General features: G+C 58.3%; 17 protein-coding genes and 2 tRNA genes. 11 read left to right on the forward strand and 8 right to left on the reverse strand.

What is annotated here, in order from left to right:
* Positions 1 to 17 precede the first annotated feature (17 nt).
* The 4 genes from CKV94_RS00825 (at position 18) to ppc (ending at position 5,941) form a co-directional block, all read left to right on the forward strand.
* Complete coding sequence (locus CKV94_RS00825) at positions 18 to 356, forward strand: P-II family nitrogen regulator (protein WP_003823108.1); 339 nt, start codon at positions 18 to 20, stop codon at positions 354 to 356.
* Between the two features lie 165 nt (positions 357 to 521).
* Positions 522 to 1,286: a hypothetical protein gene (locus CKV94_RS00830; protein ID WP_003823109.1), complete on the forward strand. Its 765-nt coding sequence runs from the start codon at positions 522 to 524 to the stop codon at positions 1,284 to 1,286.
* Positions 1,274 to 3,211 (forward strand): prolipoprotein diacylglyceryl transferase family protein, encoded by a 1,938-nt coding sequence (locus CKV94_RS00835; RefSeq protein WP_003823110.1) that lies wholly within the window; start codon positions 1,274 to 1,276, stop codon positions 3,209 to 3,211. The genes CKV94_RS00830 and CKV94_RS00835 overlap by 13 nt, the downstream gene beginning before the upstream one ends.
* Before the next feature lie 21 nt (positions 3,212 to 3,232).
* Complete coding sequence (gene ppc / locus CKV94_RS00840) at positions 3,233 to 5,941, forward strand: phosphoenolpyruvate carboxylase (protein WP_003823111.1); 2,709 nt, start codon at positions 3,233 to 3,235, stop codon at positions 5,939 to 5,941.
* 68 nt (positions 5,942 to 6,009) lie between these two features.
* Here the strand turns inward: ppc and CKV94_RS00845 are convergent.
* The 3 genes from CKV94_RS00845 to CKV94_RS00855 form a co-directional block, all read right to left on the reverse strand.
* A tRNA-Arg gene (locus tag CKV94_RS00845) sits at positions 6,010 to 6,084 on the reverse strand.
* Positions 6,085 to 6,103: 19 nt separating this feature from the next.
* The gene (locus CKV94_RS00850) at positions 6,104 to 6,550 is read right to left on the reverse strand and encodes a DUF441 domain-containing protein (protein ID WP_003823112.1); all 447 of its coding nucleotides are present in this window, start codon (positions 6,548 to 6,550) and stop codon (positions 6,104 to 6,106) included.
* Positions 6,551 to 6,573: 23 nt separating this feature from the next.
* Positions 6,574 to 7,548 (reverse strand): polyprenyl synthetase family protein, encoded by a 975-nt coding sequence (locus CKV94_RS00855; protein ID WP_035580415.1) that lies wholly within the window; start codon positions 7,546 to 7,548, stop codon positions 6,574 to 6,576.
* 184 nt (positions 7,549 to 7,732) lie between these two features.
* On the opposite strand from CKV94_RS00855, the gene CKV94_RS11020 reads away from it, so the two are divergent.
* The 5 genes from CKV94_RS11020 (at position 7,733) to mscL (ending at position 11,040) form a co-directional block, all read left to right on the forward strand.
* Positions 7,733 to 7,873: a hypothetical protein gene (locus CKV94_RS11020; RefSeq protein WP_003823114.1), complete on the forward strand. Its 141-nt coding sequence runs from the start codon at positions 7,733 to 7,735 to the stop codon at positions 7,871 to 7,873.
* Positions 7,874 to 7,926: 53 nt separating this feature from the next.
* A complete protein-coding gene (gene ychF, locus CKV94_RS00860; RefSeq protein ID WP_003823115.1) occupies positions 7,927 to 9,018 on the forward strand; it encodes a redox-regulated ATPase YchF in 1,092 nt (363 codons plus the stop codon).
* Between the two features lie 135 nt (positions 9,019 to 9,153).
* Positions 9,154 to 10,035 carry a carbohydrate kinase family protein gene (locus CKV94_RS00865; protein WP_035580134.1) on the forward strand — a complete coding sequence of 294 codons (882 nt, stop codon included), beginning with the start codon at positions 9,154 to 9,156 and terminating at the stop codon, positions 10,033 to 10,035.
* Between the two features lie 144 nt (positions 10,036 to 10,179).
* Positions 10,180 to 10,491, forward strand: coding sequence for an HAD family hydrolase (locus tag CKV94_RS00870; RefSeq protein WP_035580136.1), 312 nt, complete (start codon positions 10,180 to 10,182; stop codon positions 10,489 to 10,491).
* A 117-nt stretch (positions 10,492 to 10,608) separates the two neighbouring features.
* Positions 10,609 to 11,040 carry a large conductance mechanosensitive channel protein MscL gene (gene mscL, locus CKV94_RS00875; protein ID WP_003823120.1) on the forward strand — a complete coding sequence of 144 codons (432 nt, stop codon included), beginning with the start codon at positions 10,609 to 10,611 and terminating at the stop codon, positions 11,038 to 11,040.
* Between the two features lie 174 nt (positions 11,041 to 11,214).
* Here mscL and rng read toward each other — a convergent pair whose 3' ends face one another.
* The 5 genes from rng to CKV94_RS00900 form a co-directional block, all read right to left on the reverse strand.
* Positions 11,215 to 12,714: a ribonuclease G gene (rng, locus tag CKV94_RS00880; protein ID WP_023886773.1), complete on the reverse strand. Its 1,500-nt coding sequence runs from the start codon at positions 12,712 to 12,714 to the stop codon at positions 11,215 to 11,217.
* A 272-nt stretch (positions 12,715 to 12,986) separates the two neighbouring features.
* Positions 12,987 to 14,288, reverse strand: coding sequence for a tyrosine--tRNA ligase (gene tyrS / locus CKV94_RS00885; RefSeq protein ID WP_003823123.1), 1,302 nt, complete (start codon positions 14,286 to 14,288; stop codon positions 12,987 to 12,989).
* A 152-nt stretch (positions 14,289 to 14,440) separates the two neighbouring features.
* Positions 14,441 to 14,517: transfer RNA gene (locus tag CKV94_RS00890), tRNA-Pro, on the reverse strand.
* A gap of 48 nt (positions 14,518 to 14,565) precedes the next feature.
* On the reverse strand, positions 14,566 to 14,949 hold the full coding sequence (locus tag CKV94_RS00895; protein ID WP_003823124.1) for a hypothetical protein: 384 nt from the start codon (positions 14,947 to 14,949) through the stop codon (positions 14,566 to 14,568).
* A complete protein-coding gene (locus CKV94_RS00900) occupies positions 14,946 to 15,152 on the reverse strand; it encodes a hypothetical protein (protein WP_003823125.1) in 207 nt (68 codons plus the stop codon). Before CKV94_RS00900 ends, CKV94_RS00895 begins: the two co-directional genes overlap by 4 nt.
* Before the next feature lie 268 nt (positions 15,153 to 15,420).
* On the opposite strand from CKV94_RS00900, the gene dinG reads away from it, so the two are divergent.
* Entirely contained in the window at positions 15,421 to 17,556 is a 2,136-nt protein-coding gene (gene dinG / locus CKV94_RS00905) for an ATP-dependent DNA helicase DinG (protein ID WP_003823127.1), read from the forward strand.
* Between the two features lie 236 nt (positions 17,557 to 17,792).
* The gene (locus CKV94_RS00910; protein ID WP_035580139.1) at positions 17,793 to 19,652 is read left to right on the forward strand and encodes a lytic transglycosylase domain-containing protein; all 1,860 of its coding nucleotides are present in this window, start codon (positions 17,793 to 17,795) and stop codon (positions 19,650 to 19,652) included.
* The last annotated feature ends 225 nt before the right edge of the window (positions 19,653 to 19,877 follow it).

Raw genomic sequence — 19,877 nt, forward strand, 5'->3', positions numbered from 1 at the left:
ACCTACCCGAGGAACCCATGAAGAAAATCGAAGCCATCATCAAACCGTTCAAACTCGACGACGTGCGCGACGCGCTCACCGATATCGGCGTAAACGGCATGACCGTAACCGAAGTAAAAGGCTTCGGCCGCCAAAAAGGCCACACCGAAATCTATCGCGGCGCGGAATACGCAGTGGATTTCCTGCCCAAAATCCGGCTGGAAATCGTGCTGGAAGACAGCATGGTCGAGCAGGCGGTGGAAGCCATCGTGCAGGCGGCCAACTCCGGCAAAATCGGCGACGGCAAAATCTTCATCCTGCCGGTGGAAGGCGTAGTGCGCATCCGTACCGGCGAGCGGGACGAAGCCGCGCTGTAGGCTTGGCAACATCTAAACACGCTGTTTCCTTCCGGCCAGCTGCCGCGTAAACTGCAATCAAACAGTATACTGGCCGTGCCAGCCAAGGCTACCTGAAAATATCGGCTGGCACGAAACTGCTATTTTTCAGGTAGCCTCATCCGGCCAAATAGTTTTTCTCCCATCATGTTCCGCCTGCGCAAACATTATTTCGACGGCATCGATTCTGACGGCAACGCAGTGATTGCCTATGCGGCCGAGCTGCATTACCACGGCATCAAGCTGCCCTATTCAGCCCTGATTTTCAACCCGGCCCACGGCTGCACCATCGAACGCAGCTGCCTGAGCGCATCACAACTATCTCCCAACGGCATCCGGCAACCCAAACTTGGCCTCGAAGGCCGCTGGCAGGCTTTGTCTGATGGCATCCGGCTTACCTTGCCGGCCGGCGGCAAACATCGGCTCGTTTGGCATGCCCACACGCCCAATGCCCGTTTTCAGGTAGCCTTAAACGGGCAGGAATACGGCGGCTTGGGTTATGCCGAAACGCTGGAAATGGATTTTTGGCCGCAACAGCTGCCGTTATGCGAGCTGTATTGGGGGCGTTTCGTATCGGAGCAGCACTATGTGGTGTGGATCGAATGGCGCGGCGAAGTGCCGCTAAAACGTTTGTACTACAACGGCGTGCTAACTGAAGATTTCGTGCTGGAAGCCGGTGGGCTGAAAGCGCCGGCATTCGGCCTGCATCTGGCGTTTGCTGCACCGGAAACGATAAAAGACGAGCCGCTGCTGGCTATTGCAGCACGCAACCCATTGTTGCGGCTACTATTCAGCCGCAGATTTTTATCCAGCCGCGAACAAAAATGGAAAAGCCACGCCACCTTGAGGCTACCTGAAAATATTGCCGTGGAAGGCTGGGCCTTATACGAGAGGGTGTTATGGCAAAAATAAGCGTTACCCTGCAAAAAATTGTTTATGCCTTGGTGTTCTGCCTGCTGTTGCCGCTGCTGCTGCAATATTGGGCACGGCACACTTCGGAGGTGGTGCGGCTGCCGGTACCGCCCTACCCGCTGGCCGGCGCACTGCTGGCGGCGGCCGGACTCTCATTAATCCTGTGGGCGATGCACAACCTGTGGTACCGCGGCGGCGGCCTGCCGATGAATGCGTTTCCGCCACAGCATTTTGTGGCTTCCGGCGCCTACCGCCTGTGCCGCCACCCGATTTATACCGGCGCCGTCATGCTTTGCACGGGCACGGCACTGTATGCGCAGTCGCCCGGCGGGCTGTGGCTGGTATCGCCGCTGTTTGCATTGCTCATTGTGGCTTATGTGGCTGGCTTCGAGCGCGAGGTGATGGCCAAGCAGTTTGGCGCCCGGCCGATGCTTCACTACAGCCTGTTCAGCCTGCCGCCGGATAACGGGCATGAGGTGGCTTTCTCCAGGCGGCTATTGCTCGGGCTGAAGGTTTGGTTGGTATGGCTGCTGCTGTATGAAGCGTTTGTGTGGCTGGGGGTGCCGTCCGATGCGTGGTATAGCAACGGCGCTTGGGATGCGGCTGTGCCGCTGTGGGGCTTCAGCGTGGTGTTTTATGCGCTACTTTATCCGTGGGCCGGGTTGCTGCCGCTGTGGTTGCGGCAAAACCGCCAGCTGCGCGGCTTTGCCCTAGACGCATTCTGGGGCATGGCACTGATTTTCTATTGTTATCTGATTATTCCGGCTGCCGTGCGCTATAGCAGGCTACCTGAAAATACGTTATGGCTACAGTGGATTGCCCTGGGGCGTGAGTATGATAGCGCCGCAGCGGCGCTGCCTTCGTTTCATGTATTTTGGGCACTGTTGGCCGCACGATATTCTTGCCTATGCCGCCCGCAGTGGCGTATGGTATGGGCTTTGTTGGCGGTGCTGGTAATTGTCAGCTGCCTGACCACGCACAACCATACCTTGGCTGATGTGTTAGCCGGGATGGCCGCCTATTGGGCAATCCGACACCGGCAGCCGATCTACCACGCTCTGTTGCGCGCCGCCGAATATATTGCCAACTCGTGGCACGAATGGCGCTTTGGCCGCCTGCGGCTGATTAACCACGGCTTCTATGCCGCATTGGGCGGTGTGAGCGGTTTTCTGGTGTTGGCTTATCTGCTGCCGCAGTATTTATGGGCAGTGTGGCTGCTGGGGGTGGCCGGGTTTATCGGCGCGGGCCTATGGGCGCAATGGGTGGAAGGCTCATCGGCGCTGCTGCGCCCGTTTGGCTACTACGGCAGCGTGTTCGGCATCGTGTTGGCCGGCTGCCTGATTGCCGCCGGTTCGGATTTGGGCGGTTGGACGCTGCTGGGCGCGGCTGCACTGGCTGCCTGCCCCATCCAGCTTTTCGGCCGCTGCCGCTGCCTGATTCAGGGCTGCTGCCACGGTATCCCCACCGATATGCCTGGCATCCGCTTTTTCCATGATAAATCGCGTGTGTGCAAACTGGCCGGCTGGCAGGGGAAAAATCTGCACCCCACCCAATTTTATTCCATCGCCGCCAATTTTCTGAGCTTTTTCCTGCTGTGGCGCTTATACCGGCTGCAAATGCCTGCTTCGTTTATCGCCGGTATGTATTTGATTCTCAGCGGTGCGTTCCGCTTTGTGGAAGAATCGCTGCGCGGCGAACCGCAAACGCCGTATTTTCTCGGCATGCGCGTATACCAATGGCTGGCTCTGGCATCGGTGCTGGCGGGCATCTTGTTTACCTGTCTGCCTTCGGCTCCGCTGTTTTCAGGTAGCCTTCCTGCCGGCTGGCTGCTGCATGCCATTGCCTATTTCGTATTGATCTGGTGCGTGTACGGTTTGGATTACCCAAACAGTACATTGCGTTTTTCCCGGCTAACCCAAGAATAACCCTCTGCAAAGGAATATCCCATGATGCCCGAACCTTCCGGCCAACATCCCTACAAAGACGCGCCGCTCTTCGACGACGTTGCCTTCCTCACCGGCGCGCTGCAAACCGTGCTGGCCGCGCAAACCGACTGCCCCGTGCAGGAAGCCGTGGCCGCGCTGCTGGGCGGCGAAGCGCCGCAAGACGTGGTAACACGCAGCCTGCCGCAGCTCAACGACCAACAGCTGGAAGACCTCATCCGCGCCTGCAGCCTGTTTGCACAAATCCTCAATATTGCCGAAGACGCACACCACCAACGCCGCCGTCTGGCGCACAGCCAAACCCGCGACAACGCCAAATCCACCTTCGGCCACACCCTTGATTTGCTGCAACAGCAAGGCGTAAGCGCCGAAGCCTTACAGCAGCAGCTAAACCACACCGAAGTGGCCGCTGTGCTCACCGCGCATCCCACCGAAGTGCAGCGCCAAACCACCCTCACCCTGCACCGCCAAATCCGCAACCTGCTCGACCAACGCGCCAACCAGGCCGGGCAAAACGAAGAACGCTTGCAGCAGCAGGTGCAAACCATGCTGTGGACGCTGTGGCAAACCAATGAAAACCGTCATTTCAAAATTACGGTAGCCGATGAAATCAGCAACGGCATCATGTATTTTCCGCTCAGCTTCTTCAGCGCCGTGCCCGGCGTATACCGCAAGCTGGAAGCCGCCCTTCAGGTAGCCTTTCCGCACACCCGCCTGCCCAATGTGCTGCACATCGGCGGCTGGATCGGCGGCGACCGCGACGGCAACCCTTTCGTTTCCGCCGACACCCTGCGCACAGCTTTCGCCCAGCAGGCCAGCGCCGTGTTCCGCTTCTACCGCAGCCAGCTCTACAAACTGTATGAAGAGCTGCCGATGTCAATCCGGCGCGTGAACGTGAGCCCCGAAGTGTTGGCTTTATCAGCTAAATCTCCCGACACCGAACGCGCCCACGAAGAAGAGCCCTACCGCCGCGCCCTGGCCTATATTCTCGCCCGCACCGTGGCCACCGCCCACCGTTTCGGCAGCGGCTTGGGCAGCCAGTTTGGCCTACTCGAACCGTATGACACGGTGGAAGAATTTTTAGCCGACCTGCACATCGTGCACACTTCCTTGTGCGCCAACGGCAGCCGCCTGCTGGCCGACGGCCGCTTGGCCGACCTGATCCGTGCCGCTTCCGTGTTCCGCTTTTATCTGATGCCGCTAGATTTGCGCCAACACGCCCAAAAACATATCGACGTGGTAGCCGAGCTCTTTGCAGCTGCCGGCTTGGAAGACTTCGCCGCGCTGAACGAAGCCGAGCGCGAACGTGTGCTGCTGCGCGAACTGTCTTCCCCGCGCCCGCTCCACAGCCCGTTCGCCCGATACAGCGAAGATACCGAACACGAGCTGGCCATCTTCCGTGCCGCTGCCGAAATTAAAGCCGGCTTCGGCGAGGAAGCCATCCGCCAAAGCATCATCTCCAATGCCGAAAACGTAAGCGAAATGCTTGCCTTGGCCTTGATTATGAAAGAAACCGGCCTGTTGCGCCTAAACACCGAAGGGCTACCTGAAAGCCGGCTCAATATCGTGCCGCTGTTTGAAACTATCGAAGCGCTGCAAGACTGCATCGGCGTGATGGATCATCTTTTCTCCCTGCCGTGGTACCGCCACCTGCTCGCCGACCGCAGCAATATTCAGGAAATCATGCTCGGCTATTCCGACAGCAATAAAGACGGCGGTTATGTAACCAGCCAATGGGTGCTGTATCAGGCCGAGCAAGCTTTGGTGAAACTGTTTGCCAAACACCAAGTACGCCTGCGCCTATTCCACGGGCGCGGCGGCAGCGTGGGGCGTGGCGGCGGCCCTTCCTACGAAGCCGTACTGGCACAACCAGCCGGCAGCGTGGCCGGACAAATCCGCATCACCGAGCAGGGCGAAGTCATCACCGCCAAATATGCCGATGCCGACAACGCCGAGCGCAACCTCGAAACCTTGGTGGCCGCCGCGCTGGAAGCCAGCCTGCTGCCGCACCGCACCGAAGAGCCCGATGCCGCGCTGATGCAGTCGCTCTCCGACGCCGCCTTCGCCTACTACCGCGAGCTCATCACCCATCCCGATTTCGTGGGCTATTTCCTGCAAACCAGCCCGATCAACGAAATCGCCAGCCTCAACATCGGCAGCCGCCCCGCCAGCCGCAAAACCCTAGCGCGAATACAGGATTTGCGCGCCATCCCTTGGGTGTTCTCCTGGACGCAAAACCGCCTGATGCTGCCTGCTTGGTATGGCTTCGGCAGTGCTGTTGAACAGCTCTTGCGCGACAACCCTGCCAATCTCGAGCACCTGCGCCATATGGTGCAGCACAGCGCCTTCTTCCAAGCCATGCTCTCCAATATGGAGCAGGTAATGGCCAAAGCGGATTTAGACATTGCCCGTGCCTACGTCGGCCTGGCCGACCAGCCGCAAGCCGCCCAAGCCATGTTTGAACTCATTGCAGGCGAGTTCGAACGCAGCCGTCGCGCCCTGTTACAATTAATCGAGCAAGACCACCTGCTCACCGACAACCGCAGCCTCGCCCGCTCCCTGGCTCTGCGCATTCCCTACCTGAACGCGCTCAACTGGCTTCAGGTAGCCCTGCTCGCCCGCTTGCGCCAGCACCCGGGCAACCCGCAGCTCATCCACCTGATCCACCTCACCATCAACGGCGTGGCACAAGGCTTGCGCAATACGGGTTAATCCCCCATTCCCTGCAAACGGCAGGCAAGAAAAAGGCTACCTGAAAATTTCAGGTAGCCTTTTCATCATGGCCCCGCCGACAGGAATCGAACCTGTATTTTACGCTTAGGAGGCATACGTTCTATCCATTGAACTACGGCGAGAAATACTCAAACTTTCCAATCAAACTTTTCCGGCAATAAGCGACAAAATCCCCGCGGCAATAAGCGGCCCCACCGGAATGCCGCCCAAAAACGCCACGCCGATAATCGTGCCCAGCAGCAGGCCGGTTACCAGCACCGGCTGCTCGCTCATTAGCGGCACGCCGCGCCCGGCCAGCCAGGCCACCAACACGCCCACCAACACCGCCGCCAGCATTTTCCAGCTCATCAAACCGGCCAAACCGGGAAACTGGATTCTGCCCGACACCAGCGGGCTGAGCACGCCGATGGTGAGCAGAATAATGCCGGCTTGAATGCCGTATTGTTCGGCCAGCGGGATATAGCGTGCCAGCACGGTTTGCTGCATCAGGAGCAACACAGTGGCCGAGATGGTAATGGATTGGTTGTTGCTGAGCACGCCCAGCAAAATCAGCAATACCAAAAACAACGGGATAACATTCAGATGCAATTATATATTCCCGAAAAAGGCCGCTATGATACACGTGCCAGTGATTCTTCGGCAAGCTGCCGCATCGCTTGCGACACTTCATTATCCGGCAGTGCGGCCAGGCAAGATAAAGCCTCATCCACTGCCTTACGCGCCTCGCTCACGCAATAGGCCAGCGCATCGGATTGCACCACATGGGCATGAATCTGCTCGAAATAGCTGCGGTCGGCGTGCTCCAAGGCGTGGCGCACGGCGTCGGCCACCGGCGGCTCGGCGTTTTGCATCAGGTAAATCAGCGGCAGGGTCGGCTTGCCTTCGGCCAAATCGTCGCCCACGTTTTTGCCGATTTCTTCGATGTTGCCGGAATAATCCAGCACATCATCAATAATCTGGAAAGCGGTGCCGATGTGGCGGCCGTAGTCTTTCAGCGCGTTTTCCTGCTCGGGCGTGGCGCCGGCCAAAATCGCGCCCACCTGTGCGGCGGCTTCAAACAATTTGGCGGTTTTGTATTGGATCACCTGCACATATTCGGCTTCGGTGATGTTGGTGTTGCCGATATTCATCAGCTGCAACACTTCACCCTCGGCGATGATGTTGGTGGCATCAGCCATCACGTCTAAAATCTTGAGGCTACCTGAAGACACCATCAGCTGGAAGGCGCGGGTGTAGAGAAAATCGCCCACCAACACGGCAGCAGCGTTGCCAAACATATTGTTTGCCGTTTTCCGGCCGCGCCGCAACTCGCTTTCGTCCACCACATCGTCGTGCAGCAGGGTCGAAGTGTGGATGAATTCCACCATCGCCGCCAGTGCGTAGAGCGGGTCTTCATCGTAACCCAGCACCTTGCCGGAAAGAATGGTGAGCACCGGCCGCAGCCGCTTGCCGCCGGCGCTGATGATGTAGCGCCCGATTTGCGAAATCAGCGCCACTTCCGATTGCACCGCGCGCTCAATCACCGCATTAACGCGGCTCAAATCGCGAGGCAGATGTTGCTGGAAATAAGGCAGGTGTTCAAGCATGGTGATGTGCGGCTTTGTATGGTTATCGGCATAACGCCAAAGCATTCACTCCTTCCTGGCTGCATGAAGAAATAACCGCTTTAGCTATACGGCCGGGCAAACACACCGGCCAAACAGGGGCGGCATTATAGCAGCCTTATGGGCAAACTGCCTATTTCCGCCCTGCCCCGCAGGCTACCTGAAAATGCAGCTTCAACAAAGCGGCACAATATTTTGCCCGGCCGAAGCCGCGTTTCTGCCCGACCGTCATCCCGTGCGGCTATTTTCAGCCCGCTTCAAATCGCCTAAAGGCTACCTGAAAACCCAAACCGCAGCTTTCAGGTAGCCTTCTATGTTAAAATCCGCCGATTTTAATCTAACGGCATTTAAGGAACACACATGAGCATGAAATGCGGCATCGTCGGCCTGCCCAACGTCGGCAAATCCACCCTCTTCAACGCGCTGACCCAATCGGGCATCGAAGCGGCGAACTATCCCTTCTGCACCATCGAGCCCAACGTCGGCATCGTGGAAGTGCCCGACCCGCGCATGGCGGAGCTGGCAAAAATCGTCAATCCACAAAAAATGCAGCCCGCGATTGTGGAATTTGTGGACATCGCAGGCTTGGTCGCCGGTGCAAGCAAAGGCGAAGGCTTGGGCAACCAGTTCCTCGCCAACATCCGCGAAACCGACGCCATCGTGAACGTCGTACGCTGCTTCGACGACGACAACATCGTCCACGTTTCCGGCAAAGTCGATCCGATTGCCGACATCGAAACCATCGGCACCGAACTGGCGCTGGCCGACCTCGCCAGCGTGGAAAAAGCCATCGTCCGCGAAGAAAAACGCGCCCGCTCAGGCGACAAAGACGCGCAAAAATTGGTGGAACTGTGCAAAAAAATTCTGCCGCACCTCAACGAAGGCAAACCCGTACGCTCCTTCGGCTTAGACGCAGACGAGCTCGCCATGCTCAAACCGCTGTTCCTGCTGACCGCCAAGCCCGCCATGTATGTCGGCAACGTGGCCGAAGACGGTTTTGACAACAACCCGCACCTCGACCGCCTGAAAGCATTGGCCGAAAAAGAAAACGCCCCCGTCGTTGCCGTTTGCGCCGCGATGGAGAGCGAAATCGCCGAGTTGGAAGACGACGAAAAAGCCGAATTCCTCGCCGAAATGGGCTTGGAAGAACCCGGCCTGAACCGCCTGATCCGAGCGGGCTACGACCTCTTGGGCCTGCAAACCTACTTCACCGCCGGCGTGAAAGAAGTCCGCGCGTGGACGATTCACAAAGGCGACACCGCCCCGCAGGCTGCCGGCGTGATTCACACCGACTTCGAACGCGGCTTCATCCGCGCCCAAGTGATTTCCTACAACGATTTTGTCTCGCTCGGTGGCGAAGCCAAGGCCAAAGAAGCTGGCAAAATGCGCGTGGAAGGCAAGGAATATGTAGTGCAGGATGGCGATGTGATGCACTTCTTGTTTAACGTGTAATCCAAATGGAAGGCTACCTGAAAAGCGATAAATTGTTTTCAGGTAGCCTGTTTTACTTCCTACCCCATCGGGCTACCTGAAACCAAAATCAGGCAAACTGCCAACGCCCAAATAAACAACCATAAAGGCCTCATCATGAAAATCAGCAGCTTCGGCGAAGTATTGTGGGACGACTTCCCCGGCGGCAAAGCCCTCGGCGGCGCGCCGCTCAATGTTTTGGTGCGTCTGGCCTCGTTTGGCGCGGACTGCAGCATCATCAGCCGGCGCGGCCGCGATGCCGACGGCGAAGAGCTGCTGCGCCAGATTACGGCGCGCAACGTGGCCGCCGATTTGGTGCAAACCGATGAAGAACACGCCACCAGCCTGGTGAAAGTGCTGCTCAAGCCCGACGGCAGCGCCAGCTACAACATCATTTACCCCTGCGCCTGGGATAAAATCTGCGCAACCGAAGCAGCGCTTGCGCGCGTGGCCGAATCCGACGTGCTCGTGTATGGCAGCCTCTCCGGGCGCGATCCCGTATCCCGTGCTGCATTGGAGCAAATCCTGCCTGCCGCCCGCTTCCGCGTGCTCGATGTCAATCTGCGCAAGCCGCATTACGAGCCCGAACGCGTGCTCAGCCTCATGCGCCATGCCGACCTCATCAAGCTCAACGACGAGGAACTCTACGAGCTCTCCGCCGCCTTCGGCTCGCCCTACCACAGCCTCGAACAAAACCTGCGCTACCTCGCCGGCCACACCGACACCGCCCACATCTGCATCACCCTCGGTCAGCATGGCGCGGTGTATTTCCGCCACGGCAAAATCCTCGCCCACCACGGCTTCCGCGTGAGCATGGCCGATTCCGTGGGCGCGGGCGACAGCTTCCTTGCCGGTTTCCTGTTCCAAATGCTCTCCGGCGCCAGCCCCGAAGACACACTGGCCTTCGCCTGCGCCATCGGTGCGCTCAACGTTACCCGCCACGGCGCCGTGCCCGATATTTCACTGGCTGAAATCCAGGCACTGATGCACCCGGAATAAAGCAGCACAGGCAACAGCCTGGGTTTGTGCCTTACCTGCACCAGCTTTGACAAATCAGGCTGAAGCCCTCCTTCCATACCCGACAGCAATATAGCCGTATGAAATGCAGCGCTTCAGCCCGGTCTTTTTTTCAGGTAGCCTCACATGAATACGCCCCGCCCCAAAACCATATTCGTCGATGTTGACGACACCCTCGTCCGCAGCGTTGGCCAAACTCGTATCCCCATGGCCGCCGTAATCGCCCACATCCGCCGCCTGCACGACGCCGGCCATCTGCTCTACTTGTGGAGCAGCGGCGGTGCCGACTACGCCCGCGCCAGCGCCGAAGAGCTGGGAATCGCCCACTGTTTCCAAGCCTTCCTGCCCAAACCGCAAGCCTATATCGACGACCAAGCCGTTGCTGATTGGCGTTTCTGCCGCCATATCCTGCCAGCCAACAGCAGCGAAATCGAATAATCTGTTGCCTTCCCCGCCATTCAGCCACAATTAACAAAATTTATCCGCAACTTACAAGACGTCGGCGGCTAAAACCTTTATCATGCCGCCATTTTTAACCATTCCAAGGAAACACACATGGCATTACGCGACGAATTCAAAGCTTTCATCATGCGCGGCAACGTAATCGACCTCGCCGTCGGTATGGTAGTCGGCACCGCCTTCTCCGGCATCGTCAAATCATTGGTAGACGACGTGATCATGCCGCCTATCGGCCTGATTCTGGGCGGCGTGGACTTCTCCAACCTGTTCATCACCCTGAAAGCAGGTGCCGATGCGCCTGCCAACGGTTACGCCACCCTGGCCGCCGCCCAAGCTGCCGGCGCGGTTACCCTGAATATCGGCCTGTTTATCAACACCGTGATCAGCTTCCTGATTATCGCCACCGCTATTTTTGCCGTGATCAAAGGCATCAGCAAACTGCAAAAAGCCGCTCCGGAAGAGGCTCCTGCCGAGCCCTCCGAAGAAATCCTGCTGTTGCGCGAAATTCGTGATTCGCTGAAGAAATAATCTCCGCACAACGCAAAAGGCTACCTGAAAATAGTTTCAGGTAGCCTTTTCTCTTACTGTAATCGCCAATCTGTTCAAATCCTTCCTAGCAAACAAAAAGCCGGCTAACCATCTTGGCTTCGCAGCAACTTGCTGCGTTGCGTTCTCAGCCGGCCTTTATGCCACCCAACCCCATCACAGCAGCACAATATCAAACTGCTCCTGCGTATAACTGCTTTCCACCATCAGGGAAACGGGCTTGCCGATAAAATCAATCAACAGCGCGAGCGATTGCGATTCTTCGTCTAAAAACAAATCGATAACAGCCGGCGCGGCGAGGATGCGGAATTCGCGGGCATCGAAGCGGCGGGATTCGCGCACGATTTCGCGTTGGATTTCGTAGCACACGGTTTGCGCGGTTTTCAGGTAGCCCCTGCCCTGGCAGGTGGGGCAGGATTCGCACAGGATGTGGTTGAGGTTTTCGCGCGAACGTTTGCGGGTGAGCTCCACCAGCCCCAGGCTGGTGAAGCCGTTGAGGGTAACGCGGGTGCGGTCGAAGCGCAGGGCTTTGGCCATTTCGCCCAATACGGCCTGGCGGTGTTCTTCGCTGACCATATCGATGAAATCTACAATAATCATGCCGCCGAGGTTGCGCAGGCGCAGCTCACGGGCGATGGCGTGGCAGGCATCGAGGTTGGTTTTGAAGATGGTTTCGTCGAAATTGCGCGCGCCCACGAAGCCGCCGGTGTTCACGTCGATGGTGGTCATGGCTTCGGTGCTCTCGATAATCAGGTAGCCGCCAAAGTTTAAATCCACACGCGGTTTGAGCGACTGGTTGATTTCCTGCTCCACATGATAGAGCTCAAACAAGGGTTTTTCACCCTGATAGTGTTGGATGCGTTCCACCGCCCCCTGCACGTATTGCTGGGCAAATTCCTGCATCAGGCGGTAATTATTGGCGGAATCGACGAAGATTTTCTGGGTGTTGCTGTTGAACATATCGCGCAGCACGCGCAGGCTCAGGGGCAAATCCTCATACAGCATGGTTTCGGCCGGGCTGGTTTTGGAGCGGGCGAGAATGTCTTGCCACAGCTTGGCCAGGTAGCCGATGTCGGCCTGCAATTCTTCATCGCGGGCGTTTTCGGCGCTGGTGCGGATAATGTAGCCGCCGGCGTTTTCGGGCAGCAGGGCTTTGAGGCGAGTGCGCAATTCGTTGCGTTCTTCTTCGTCTTCAATGCGCTGGGAAATGCCGATGTGGTTGTCTTGCGGCAGATACACGAGAAAGCGGCCGGCCAGGGAGATTTGGGTGGAAAGGCGCGCGCCTTTGCTGTTAATCGGGTCTTTAATCACCTGCACCAAGATGGTTTGCCCTTCAAACAGCATATGCTCGATGCGCTGGGTTTCCTCCGGCTTCTGCCGCTGTTCGAGCACGTCCACAATGTGCAAAAAGGCGGCACGCTCCAAGCCGATGTCGATAAAGGCGCTCTGCATGCCGGGCAGCACGCGTTTGACCACGCCCAAATAAATATTGCCCACCAGCCCGTGGCCGCTGTTGCGGTCGATGTGCAGCTCGCACACTTTGTTTTCTTCCAACAGCGCCACGCGTGTTTCCTGCGGCGTTACGTTCACCAAAATGGTTTCCGGCGGGCGGCCTGAATTATCGGCCAGCCGGATTGGGTTGATTGCCTGTAGCATGTTCAGCTTTCTGATTTCAATTAGATTTTGCAGAACAGGCTGATGGCCTGCCTGTTCTGCAAAATCTACTGTCTGCCGGCTGGCCAGAGGCAGAATCATACGATGAAAACAACCTTGCCGACAACCTGAACAACAGCCGGAAAATCGGTTTCAGGTAGCCTTTATCCTAGGAAAATAAGCTGTTTTTTCAAAGCGTAAACCTAAAAATAAGGCTACCTGAAAATCTGGCCTGGGCGGCTGGGTTTTCAGGTAGCCTTTGGTTTTCATTCAACTCATTGCCACACCAAAAGCGCATGGTTGCGTTTGCCGCGTCGCACGATGGTGTATTTACCGAAGCGTTTGTGTGCGTCAGTCAGCAGATAGGCATCGTCGGGGCGTTCGGCGGCATGGTTCGGATTGTTCAATTCGGCGGCTTGGCCGTTGAGCAATACCGCTTTGCTGTTCACAAAACCGCGCGCTTCTTTGTTGGACGAAGCCAAACCGGTTTTCACCAATGCTTCCACTACATTGAGGCTACCTGAAACTTCAAACGCGGGCAGGCCGTCGAGGGCGAGCTGTTCGAAGTCGCTTTCTGTCAGGCTGCTTTGGTCTTCGGCAAACAGGCTTTCAGTAATGCGCTGCGCGGCTTGCAGAGCAGTTTCGCCGTGAATCAGGCGGGTCATTTCTTCGGCGAGGATACGTTGCGCTTCGGGCTTGGTACCGCTGGCTTGGTCTTTAGCTTCGATGGCGCCGATTTCTTCAATAGGCAGGAAGGTGAAGTATTTCAGGAATTTATACACATCAGCGTCGGCCACCTTCAGCCAGAACTGGTAGAACTGATACGGCGAAGTTTTCTTCGCGTTCAACCATACCGCGCCGCCTTCGGTTTTGCCGAATTTGGTGCCGTCGGATTTGGTGACCAGCGGTAGGGTCAGGCCGAATACTTGTTTTTGGTTCAAACGGCGGGTCAGGTCGATGCCGTTGGTGATGTTGCCCCATTGGTCGGAACCGCCGATTTGCAGCATTGCACCGTGGCGTTTGTTCAGCTCGGCAAAGTCGTAGCTTTGCAGCAGCGTGTAGGCGAATTCGGTGAAGGAAATGCCCACGTCGTCGCGGTCGATACGCTGTTTGACGGACTCCTTGTTCAGCATGGCATTTACAGAAAAATGCTTACCGATGTCGCGCAGGAAATCGAGGCAGTTCATGCTGCCGAACCAGTCGGCGTTGTTCGCCATAATGGCGGCATTTTCACCTTCAAAGCTCAAAAACGGTTTCAGTTGGTTGCGGATGCTTTCTACCCAGCCGGCAACGGTTTCGGCGGAATTCAAGCTGCGCTCCACCGCTTTGAAGCTGGGATCGCCGATCATGCCGGTCGCACCGCCCACCAAAGCAATCGGCGTATGCCCCGCCTGTTGGAAACGGCGCAAGGCCAATACGGGCAGCAAGTGGCCGATATGCAGGCTGTCGGCAGTCGGGTCGAAACCGCAGTAGAGGGTGATTTTCTGTTCGTTCAACAACGTGCTCAAAGCTTCGATGTCGGTGGTTTGCGCGATCAGGCCGCGCGCTTGCAGATCTTGGATAAGGGAGGCAGTCATAACAGATTTCTTTGCAAATAACTGGATGAAATGGGAAATATTCAGCCCAACCGAAACCTAAGTTTCAGGTAGCCTTTAAAACCGAGAGTGGCGCAGCGTTTCCGCCGCACCAAAACAAAAAGACTTGGCAGCACCAAGTCTTTTTTAAAAGCTGGTCGGAATGAGAGGATTCGAACCTCCGACCCCTTCGTCCCGAACGAAGTGCGCTACCAGACTGCGCTACATTCCGAAAGAAGGCGCATTATAAGCCCGGAAACGGCGTTTAGCAAGCATCATCTCAACACTTTTCGCCCAAACCCGCCCGCTTCCCGGCGCGCGCCGCCTGCACCTGCGCGGCAAAATACAGCGCTGCCGCCGCACCGGCCATATCTGCTGCCGCATCACGCCAATCGGCCTGCCGCGATACCGTAAGCGCACCTTGCGCCCACTCGCTGCCCGCAGCCAATACCAGCGCCGCCAGCAGCAAAGCTTGCCACGGCACAGGCCGCCGCCGTAGCAAAAACACTTTAGCCAGCAGCCAAAACTGGCCGAAAAACAAAGCCGCGTGCACCACTTTATCGAAATATGCAAACGGTAGCGGCGCGCTACTGCCCTGATGCAGCAGCAAGGCATACATCATGCCCGCAAACCACAAAACGCTCAGCCACAGCCAGCGGTTCACGCCCCATGCTCCTCAAGCCAATCGGCACACATCATCGCCAGCCGCACAAACCGACCGCCGCGCTCATCCAGCACCGCCTGCCACTGCGCCACTTCCTCAACCGAAGGCGCTTCGTCCAAACTGCATTCGTTGAGCCAAAAATCCAGCGTTTCCGCCGCCGCACCCACGGTTTCGGTGCGGAAAAATTCCAAGAGTTCAGACATTTCACTCTCCAGCTGTTTGATGATTGATGCGGCGGATTGTACTTGCCTTTCATCCTACACGCCATCGGGTTTCAGCTAGCCTTTGTCGCTCAACAGGCTACCTGAAAGTTTATAGCCGTCTCCATGAAGAATATGGCGTTGTCTTATTTTGATTTTGGAACACCTATGCCTTCTCTGCCCTATTCCATATTTTTCAGGTAGCCTCCACTCCCGCCCAAGCCCTCCCATAATCTTCTATAATACCCGCTTCTTTCCAGCCGCCACCGCCATGCTCACCGATTTAGAAAAAGGCGCCATCCGCCGCCACTACCAAGCCATCAGCAAAAACCTGCCCCATTTCCGCCCGCGCAAAGCGCAGCGCGAAATGCTGGCCGCCGTAGCCAACACCCTGTCGCGTACGCTGGAAAAGGCCGATGGCGAAGAGCCGCCCAAGCGCGAGGGCGAGAGCATTGCCGTGATCGAAGGCCCCACCGGCGTGGGCAAAAGCCTGGCCTATCTTTTAGCCGGCGGCATCATGGCACAAACGCGCGGCAAGCGGCTGGTGGTATCCAGCGCCACCGTGGCGCTGCAAGAGCAGCTGGTGGGGCGCGATTTGCCATTTTTGGTGGAAAAGAGCGGGCTCGAGCTCACCTTTGCCTTGGCCAAAGGACGCGGCCGCTACCTCTGCCCCTACAAGCTCTACCAGCTCACCCAAAGCCAGGCGCAGCAAAGCCTGGCCGGCTTCGACACCCCGCAAATCCTATGGGACAGCAAACCCAAGCCCGAAGAAATCCAAACCCTGCGCGAGCTGGCCGACGCCTTCGCCGAACGCCGCTTCAACGGCGATCGCGACACCTGGCCGGAGAAAATCGACGATACCCTCTGGCTCAAAGTAAACAACGACAACTACGGCTGCCTCAAAGCCGCCTGCCCCAACCGCCCCGAATGCCCCTTCTACCTTGCCCGCGACACGCTCGAAACCGTGGATGTGGTGGTGAGCAACCACGATTTGCTCATGGTGGACATCGGCATGGGCGGCGGCGTGATCCTGCCCGCGCCCGAACACAGCTTCTACTGCATCGACGAAGCGCACCACCTGCCCAAAAAAGCACTCAACCAGTTTGCCGCCGAGCATTCGCTGAACCAAGCCGTGTGGGCGCTGGAAAAACTGCCGCAAATCACCGACAAAATCGCGGCCGTGGCCGACAAAGCCGAGCTGGCCAACCTGGCCGACGAAGCCGCCGCCGCCCTGCTCGACAGCCTCTACGAATGGCAGTTCCACCTCGGTGACACCCCCGAGCTCGCCTACAACGACAGCGGCCGCGATCCGCAATGGCTGTGGCAAGACGGCCAAATCCCCGAAGAGCTCGCCCTGCTCGTATCCAACACCGCCGCCGCCGCGCAAAGCCTCTACAAACACGCCAACGGCCTCAACGACGCCCTCTCCGCCGCCCGACGCGAAAAAGACAGCGACAGCGCCCAAATCGACCGCCTCAGCAGCGAATTCGGCATATTCCGCGCCCGTATCGAGCAAATCAGCGCCGTGTGGGACTTGCTCGCCACCGAGCCCGTTGGCGATGCCCCGCCGCTGGCCAAATGGATCGAATGCAGTCACAACAGCGACAAAACCGACTACTCCTTCCACGCCTCCCCCGTGAGCGCCGCCGCCATGCTCGCCGCCGGCCTGTGGCGCCGCGCCGCCGGTGCCATCCTCACCTCCGCCACCCTGCAATCGCTCGGCAGCTTCCAACACCTATTGCAGCAAACCGGCCTGCAATGGCTGCCCGAAACCACCACCCTCGCGCTGGAAAGCCCCTTCAACTTCCCCGCCCAAGGCGAGCTCTACATCCCGCCCGTGGCCGCCAGTCCCAAGCAGGCCGACGCCCATACCGCCGAAATCGCCGAATGGCTGCCCAAGCTCATCAGCCCCGAAGAAGCCGTCGGTACCCTCGTTTTGTTCTCCTCGCGCAAACAGATGCAAGACGTGGCCTTAAGGCTACCTGAAAGCCACCTGCCCCTATTGCTCATCCAAGGCGACCTGCCCAAAGCCATCCTGCTCGAACGCCACCGCCAAGCCATCGCCGAAGGCCGCGCCAGCATCCTGTTCGGGCTCGACAGCTTCGCCGAAGGCCTCGACCTGCCCGGCAGCGACTGCGCCCACGTCATCATCGCCAAACTACCCTTCACCATGCCCGACCATCCCATCGAAAAAACCCGCAGCCGCTGGATCGAGCAGCGCGGCGGCAACCCCTTCATGGAAATCACTGTGCCCGAAGCCGGCATCAAGCTCACCCAGGCCGTAGGCCGCCTCATCCGCACCGAACACGACTACGGCCGCATTACCATTCTCGACAACCGAATCCTCACCGCCCGCTACGGCAAACAACTCCTCTCCTGCCTGCCCCCATTCAAACGTATTGGCTGAACACGGAGCAAAGGGCTACCTGAAATGTTTAGCCTTGCAGCAACCTGCAAGGCTAAACATTTCAACTTTATTGAAACCATACTTTCAGGTAGCCTTACCGAACAACCGACTGGCTGAAACCCAGCCCGCAAGTAAAAAGCAGTAAAACCCGCTGCCTGTTCGCGCCTGCTGCTTCATTGCCCCGCCACTTTCAGGTAGCCTTAAGCCATTCCGAATTATCCAAACCGACATCAAGCATGAAAAAAATCATATATCAGCACAGCCTCCCCCTCCTCGCCGCCGGCCTGCTCGCCGCCTGCTCCAGCCAAACCGAAACTCCGATCGAGCCCATCAACGCCGACAGCAGCGCCGCCGTCCAGCTGCCCGGCGGTCGCCGCAGCGATTCCGAAGACAAAGTACTGGCCGATTATCAGCTCTTCCAATCCGCCCAAGCCGCGCTCAAACAGGGCGATGCCGGCCAGGCCGCCCAATTCCTCGCCCAAGCCCAGCCCAGCGCCATGGCCAGCAGCCTGCGCAACCAGTGGCTCAAACAGCTTGGCCGCAACGGCCAATGGCAAGAGTTTGTTCGGCAATACGGCTACCTGAAACCCGCCGACCGCGATAAAGAAACCCGCTGCTATGCCGCGCTGGCCGGGCAGGAAAATCAAAATGCCGCTCAAGAAGTGCTGGTCGAACTCGGCCGCCAGCCCGAAGGCTGCAACCGCCTGCTCGAGCAGCTCGCCACCCAAGGCAAACTGCCCGCCGATGCCGCTTGGCGGCGCGTGCGCGGCTTACTGGCCAACAACCAAATCAGCGATGCCCGCCGCTTGGCCGCTGCCTTAGGCTCGCCCCTGCCCGAGCCGCTCACCAGCGCCACGCCCGACAGCCAAGGCGGCCGTGAAGCCCTGTTGCACAGCGTAATCGGCCAAAATGCCCGCAAACAGGCCGATGCCGCCCAACGCCTGCAAAGCCTCTCCGCCAGCCTCAGCCCGGCCCAAACCGGCTTCGCCTGGGCCGTGCTCGGCCACCACTACGCGCTGAACCAGCGCTTCCCCGCCGCACTCGACGCCTTCAACCGTGCCGACCGCAGCCAGCTGGGCAAAGAACACTGGGAATGGTATGCCCGCAGTGCTCTGCGCCTCAGCCGCTGGAGCGAGCTGCAAAACATCATCGAAGCTATGCCCGACACCCTGCGTGCCGACCCCACCTGGCAGTATTGGCTTGCCCGCAGCCTGGCCGCCAGCGGCGATTCCGCCCGAGCCCAGCAGTACTATCGCCAAGCCGCTGCCTCCGGCCGCAATTTCTATGCCCTGCTTGCCACCGAAGCCCTCGGCGGTAAAGTGGACACCCGCAACACCGCCGCCGAGCCCGGCAGCAGCCAAACCGGACAAGTGGCCGCCGACGGCGCGGTTTCCCGTGCTCTCAATTTATTCCGCGCCTCCCAGCGCAGCGGCGATTGGGATATGCGTAAACAAGCCCAGGCCGAGTGGCGCTATGCCGTGGACGGCTTTAACGAACCCGCCCTACTCGCCGCCTCCAAGCTTGCCCATGATGCCGGCTTCTACGAGATGGGCATTTATGCCGCCGATAAAACCAACAGCCAAATCAACTACAACCTGCGCTATATCTCCCCCTTCCGCGACAGCGTGAGCCGCTACGCCGCCCAAGCCAATATCGATCCCGCCTGGGCCTACGGCATCATCCGCCAAGAAAGCCGCTTCATGATCGGCGTACGCTCCCGCGTGGGCGCCACCGGCCTGATGCAGGTGATGCCCGCCACCGCCCGCGAAATCGCCGGCAAAATCGGCATGGACCCTGCCGAATTGCACACCATCGAAGGCAATATTCGCATGGGCACTTGGTATCTAGGTGATGCCCGCAATCGCTTGGGTAACGAAGTACTCGCCACTGCCGGCTACAACGCCGGCCCCGGCCGCGCCCGCAACTGGCAGGCCTCCACCGCGCTTGAAGGCGCGGTGTATGCCGAAACCATCCCGTTTGATGAAACCCGCGACTACGTTAAACGCGTGATGACCAACGCCACCTACTACGCCAGCTTATTTAATGAGCCGCACACCTCACTCACCCGCCGCATGGGCACCATTCCAGCACGGTGATGAAGGCTAGCTCCACTTTGTTGCAACCTATTTGGTAGGCAAGAAGGCTACCTGAAAATTTCAGGTAGCCTTCTTGCCGATATAAATTCAGCGCTTGCTCTTTGTTTGCGCAACCTTTCCACCTAAGCACATACGGTTTGCCTGCCCGTACTGTTCGTGCAATACCCAGCCGCCACATTATTTCTTCTTAGTGCAAGCACTAGGCTGGCTTAATCAACTATTTTT

The organism is Eikenella corrodens (genome assembly GCF_900187105.1).
Taxonomy (GTDB): domain Bacteria; phylum Pseudomonadota; class Gammaproteobacteria; order Burkholderiales; family Neisseriaceae; genus Eikenella; species Eikenella corrodens.